We start from the raw sequence: 5,721 nt of genomic DNA, 5'->3' as shown, positions 1-5,721 counted from the left end.
CACCAACCCGGACGACTGGGCCCGGATCTCCGGCAAGAAGGGCGAGCGGATCGTCTTCATCCGGACCCTGGTCACCGGGAAGCAGGGTGCCGAGTCCGGCCGCTCGATCGACACTGTCGCCAACACCGGGCAGTACCTGTAGACCGGCGTTCGGGGCGGGCGGGAGGACTCCGCAACCTCATTCGCCGAGGGGTCCTGTGTGTGCCGCCTCGCCGAGCGCTCGTAGCGCCCCTCGGCCGACCGACAAGCCTCCCGCCCGCACAGCCCGGGCCGTCCCTGGTACCGGGCACCTCCTCGATCAGTGGAGTCCGTACATGCGCGCACCCGACACCTCCCCCGCGCTTCGGCCCGCCGCCTATCTGTGCAGTCCCCCGCAGAATCCGACGGCGGAGAGGGACCGCGAGGCACTGACGAGCTTCGCCACGCGCCTGGGCCTGCCCGCCCCGGTGTTCTACCTCGACCACGCACACCCGTCCTCCTGGGTCCATCACGCCCGACCCCGATTCGAGGAACTCGTCCTCGCCATGATCGACGGCACGCACCGGATTCTGCTGATACCGGGGACCTGGGTCTTCTCCGGCGACGACGACCGTGTCCGTCTGTCGGTGCGAGTCCTCACCGCAGCCGGGTGCACACGGATCCTGATGCCACCACGACATGCCACCCCCGTTGGCCGGGACCAGTAGGCGGCAGCCGACCGGAACCCCCAGCAGGTACCGGGCAGTGAAGGGTCCTCTCCCCCGGCCAAGTCCCCTTCGCCGAACGGCGGGGCCTTCGAACGATGAACCACTCGCGGCGGGCCGGTCGTCTCGATGCCTGGGCTGTCCGTGCACCGGTATGCGGTGCACCGAACCGGACGCTGCCTTCCCTCGGGGCGTGGGAGCCGGGGTTGTCGTTCGGGTGTCCGTTCCGGCGGGGTCGCCGGAACGGACACCCGGTTGGTGTGGATCAGTTGGTGGATGTGTCGACCTTGACTTCGGCGAGGGAGAGGAAGTCGGTGCCGGTGAGCTGGACGCGCACGAAGCGTCCGTCGGAGCCGACGGGGATGGTGAGTTGCTGCTTGGGTGCGGTGCCCTTGATCCGGATGCGCTTCACCGCGGGGTCGGCCGCGATGTCCGCCCAGCTGCGGCCGGTGAGGTCGGTGGCCGACACGACGAGGGAGAAGTCGGTGATCTGGGCGTCGCAGCAGTCCGTGCGCCGCAGCAGCCGCACGTCGCGGATCGTGCGTGTCGCGCCGAGGTCGGCCTGCCACCATGCCTGGGGCTCGGTGCTGGTACGGCTGACGCTCCCGCCCGGCCAGGTGCCGTCAATGTTGCCGTCCACCGCCCGGGCCGCGGACACGCCTGCCCAGGTGGAGGACTGGCTGGCCGGCCTGCCCTGGGCCGCGTTCACGGTGGCGGTGACGGGTGCGCCGTAGAGGCCGTCGGTGAAGACGGTCTTCCACTGCCGGTCGGCGAACCACTCCTGGGCGGCCCGGGTGTAGTGCAGACCGTCGCTGTTGAAGATCCCGTAGGTGGGCGCCGCGGAGGACTGGAAGAGCGGTGTACCCGTCGGGGAGGTGGCGTCGGCCGGGTCGATCAGCGTGTAGGGGTTGGGCGCGGGCCGGGCGGCGAGGCCCGTCAGCGCCTCCACGACGTGCTGCGTGGGGACCTGCTGGTAGACCGTGGTGCGCGGACGGTAGAGGAAGACCGGGTATCCGGTGGTACCGGTGATCGTGCGCAGCGGTTCCAGGACGTTGAGGAACGCCTGCTGGACGTGGTCGGCGCTGACCGTTGATTTCGCTGCCGCCTCGGCCTCCCACTGGTTCCAGTGCATGCCGATGACGCGCGGTCGCTTGCCGGCTTCCTGCAGCGCTCGCAGGGCGTTGCCGATGGTGTTCAGGGTGAGCTGGTGCAGGCTGTCGGCCTGGGTCGGGTCGCGGTCGGGCCACCACCGGTTGCTTGTCCCGTCCGTCTCCTGCGTGCCCTGGCCCTGCCAGGCCACGTGGATCACGTTCAGGTCGGGGAGGGCGGCGCCGGCGTTGACGGCGCGCTCCCACCGCAGCGCGGTCACCGACGCGACGTTGTAGCTGTAGCCGTTGTTGAACTCGTAACCGAGGTTGGTGCCACGGCAGGTGTACGGCGACCATGTCGCCGCCGTCGCCCCGACCGCGAGGTTCGGTTGCCGGTTGAGCCCCTTGACGTGGCTGAAGGACCCGCACTGGGCCCGATCGGCGGCGTCGTTCATGTACGCCCCGAACCCGACCGCGTTGCTCTGACCGAGCACGATCAGCACGGGGGCGTCGACCGTGAGGTCATACGGAGCCCGGGTGGGGTCCCCCGCCGGCGGGGTCGATGCGTTGGACGGCGTGGGGTTCAGGGCGACGGAGCCCACCAGCAGGGTGACGGCGGTCGCCAACGAACCGGCGAGGCGGGCGTGGGGGCGCGTGCGGCGTCCTGCCGCGGCGGAGTGCTGGCGGGGGGTGTTGCCGAGCGACGACGGGTCCTGGCCGTCGGCCGGTGGCCGGGCAGAGGGTCTGTTGAACATCAGGGGTGGCTCCTTGGCTCGGGGATCGGGACGGCGGTGGCTCGTTCTCCCGGTCGGCACGCATCGTGCGGGCGGAGTTCTCGCGTTCACGCCTCGATCGGAACTTCCCGGTCCGTTCGAGGTGTTTCCAGGCGGTCGGGGGCTGGCCGACCTGCGGGCGAAGGGGTCTCCACGCCCTCCTGGGGTCAGCGAGGTGCGGTGGGGGAACAGGCCGACAGGGCCGGACCGTCGGCGCGCATCGGGACCGCCACGGCCTGCCCGCTGATGGTCACCGTGGTCATCAACGGCGCCCGATCCCAGCGACAGGACTGTTCCTGCGGCGTATCCCAGCCCGCGGAGCCATTCACCGCAAGGCACCGACAACGATGTGCGCCAAACGGCCGAACCGTGCGACCAGTGGTTCGCCGAACGGTCTACCGGTCGGCGGAGAGGCTGGCGCCTCCCGACACCGACGCCGACAACGCCCGGTCCCCCTGCACGCCCCGGTGGGCACCGAGTCGCCCGGAACCTGCCTGCCTACGGCCTCGCGGGCGTTGCGCAGGCCGTTCCCGGCGACCTGCCGTGGCGGCCTGCCCGACCAGGCCGGGCACCCCGTTGTGTCGGCTCATCGTCGCTCTGGTCACCGGCACTCGTCGGAGCCGGCCGGACTCGTCACTCGGTGAACTGCGGCGCCGGGAACTCGGTAGTCGCCTACGTAGATTCCCCGATGCGGCCTGGCTGTCGGGGGGCGGACCGTGGAAGGGCAAGCCTGCGCCGCGACCGGATCCCACTGGCAGGTGATCGACATGCTGATGCGCCAACCACGAAACGTCCGTCCCCTGCGGACCGCGCTTTACCTCCGGTGCTACCCGTTCGACCCCACCGGGATGGAGTGCCAGCGCGATGCGCTGGAACGCCTCGCACAGCGGCACGGCCTGCCCGCGCCGTTCGAGTACCTGGACAACGGACGTCGGTCCGGCGGCCGGCTGCCCCGGCTGGAGTGTCTCGTGCGGGACATCGAGCAGGGCTGGATCGACCGGGTGCTGATTCCCGGGCCGTTCGTGTTCGCGCTGGACGACAGCGAGGCCGAGGCCGTCACACGGCGGCTGAGGCAACTCGGTTGCCGCGTGATCGAGCTACCCGGTGGCAAGGGCTCTCCCACGGCAGCCGCCGTCGCCTAGATGTGCATCTGCCGGAGCTGGTCCGCCATGATCCGGGTCGCGGGGCACCGGTGGCGACCGGCTACGAGCCGCATCAGCGCACGGGCCGCCAGGATCACGGGCCGATCCCCCGGAAGCCGGTTTGTACCGCCCGCGGCGGGCCGGTGCTACGCGTGCGGCGGGTGGTCCTGGCCCGGTCCCGCGGGCCGTGCGGTGCGATGGGCGTCGTCGGCGAGGTGCTGTTCGGCGATCAGGACGGCGGCCTGGGTGCGGGAGGTGCAGCCGAGTTTGGTGAGGATGTTGGAGACGTGGGTTTCGGCGGTGCGCTGGGAGATCACCAGCCGGTCGGCGATCGCTTGGTTGGACAGTCCCTCGGCCAGCAGGCCCGCGACCTGCGTCTCCCGCCGGGTGAGCCGTGAGGCCGGCCGGTCCGGCACGGCGGTGGTCGGCAGTGGGGCCTGCGGCTCGGCGAGGGCGTAGGCGACGGCCTCGTCCGGGGTGAGTTCGAGCCCGCTCCGGTAGGCGCGGGTGAAGGCCGGCTCGCCCAGGGCGTGCTTCGCGGCCCGGTGCAGGTCACCCCGGTCGCGGCCGTCGGCCGACTGGCTGCTCGTGACGATGTTCTCGTAGTCGATCAGGCTGTCGATGGTGAGCCCGAGCGGTCTCAGGAAGGCGTTGCCGGCTCCGAACAGGCGCGCGCCGCGTTCGTGGTCGCCCGACTTCACCGCGCACCACGCGAGGGCGTCCGTCGTGCAGCCGAGGCCCAGCAGGTCGCGGAACGGGTACTTGAGCCGGACGGCTTCCCTGAGGTGGGTTTCCGCGTCCCCGCCCGGACCCTGGTGCGCGGCGGCGAACAACCCCATGGCGTAGAGCGTCCACGACTGGATCCAGTGATCCCCGTGCTCGCGGCAGGCGTCGAGGCACTCTACGCCGACGGTGCTGACCACGTCACCGACGTTCCCCAGGGCAGCCGCGACGGTGAGCAGCATCTGGGCGTGGCGCAGGTGCGGGTTGGCGTCGCCGAGGGCGCGTTCGAGCTCGATGCCCTCGTGGAGGAGGAGAAGCCCCTGGGCCGGATCGTCTCCGAGGAGTTGCGTGTATCCCGACAGGCAGGTGGCGTGGGCGAGGCGGGCCTGGTCGTTCAGGTCGGCGGCCAGCCGGCGGGACTCCTCCAGCATGGCGATGGCCTCGGCGAGCCCGCCCGAGTCCCCGGAGGGCATCTTGAGCGCGCCGGCGGTCCAGAGGGCGTCGGCCCGCTGCGGGCCGGGTTCCGGGCCGGCGGCCAGCGCCCGGTCGAGCCACAGCATGCCCTCCCGGCGCAGGCCGGTCACGGACCAGTACGGCCACAGGGCGGCGGCCATGTGCAGGGCGTTAGGCACCTGGCCGGGTTGGGTGAGGCTGTACTCCAGGGCGGCGCGCAGGTTGGCGTGCTCGGCGCGGGTGACGGTGAACAGGTCGACCTGGCCGGGGCCGAACCAGTGCTCCTCGACGTGTTCGGCCAGTCGCAGGTAGTGGTCGCGGTGCCGGCGGCGCAGCTCGTCCTCCTCGCCGGTGCGGCGTAGGTGTTCGTGACCGTACTGGCGCAGGGTTTCGAGCATGCGGTAGCGGGTGTGTCCGTGGTGGTCCTCGCGGGTGAGGACGGATTTGTCGACCAGGGCGGTGACGGTGTCGAGGACGTCCTCGCGGGTGAGGCCGTGGTCGGTGCAGACACTCTGAGCGGCGGCGAGGTCGCAGCCGCCGGCGAAGACCGACAGGCGGGCCCACAGGAGCCGTTCCTGGGGTGAGCAGAGTTGGTAGCTCCAGTCGACCGTGGCGCGCAGCGAGTGGTGACGGGCGGTGCCGTGGCGTTGGCGGCGGGTGAGGAGTTCGTAGTGCTCGTTCTGGCGTTGGAGGAGTTCTTCGACGGACAGGGCGCGGACGCGGACGGCGGCGAGTTCGATGGCCAGGGGCAGGCCGTCGAGGTGGCGGCACAGGTCGGCCACGGCCTGTGCGTTGTGGGGTGTGAGGGTGAAGCCTGGGGCGGCGGCGGCCGCGCGGTCGGCGAACAGGACGACGGAGT

Annotated in this window: 4 protein-coding genes; 2 read left to right on the top strand and 2 right to left on the bottom strand. The window is 71.4% G+C overall.

What is annotated here, in order from left to right; all coding sequences use genetic code 11:
* The first annotated feature begins 314 nt into the window (after positions 1–314).
* The gene (locus tag PUR61_RS29515) at positions 315–686 is read left to right on the top strand and encodes a hypothetical protein (RefSeq protein ID WP_329882542.1); all 372 of its coding nucleotides are present in this window, start codon (positions 315–317) and stop codon (positions 684–686) included.
* Positions 687–948: 262 nt separating this feature from the next.
* Here PUR61_RS29515 and PUR61_RS29510 read toward each other — a convergent pair whose 3' ends face one another.
* On the bottom strand, positions 949–2,526 hold the full coding sequence (locus PUR61_RS29510; protein WP_329882541.1) for a discoidin domain-containing protein: 1,578 nt from the start codon (positions 2,524–2,526) through the stop codon (positions 949–951).
* Positions 2,527–3,302: 776 nt separating this feature from the next.
* Between PUR61_RS29510 and PUR61_RS29505 the strand changes: the two genes are divergently transcribed.
* The gene (locus PUR61_RS29505) at positions 3,303–3,686 is read left to right on the top strand and encodes a hypothetical protein (RefSeq protein WP_329882540.1); all 384 of its coding nucleotides are present in this window, start codon (positions 3,303–3,305) and stop codon (positions 3,684–3,686) included.
* Positions 3,687–3,832: 146 nt separating this feature from the next.
* On the opposite strand, the gene PUR61_RS29500 is transcribed toward PUR61_RS29505, so the two are convergent.
* Positions 3,833–5,721: ATP-binding protein (locus PUR61_RS29500; protein ID WP_329882539.1), on the bottom strand; the 1,889-nt coding region annotated here is incomplete at its 5' end.

The organism is Streptomyces sp. BE20, from assembly GCF_036322525.1.
Taxonomy (GTDB): Bacteria; Actinomycetota; Actinomycetes; order Streptomycetales; family Streptomycetaceae; genus Kitasatospora.
This window is presented reverse-complemented; position numbering and strand designations above follow the sequence as displayed.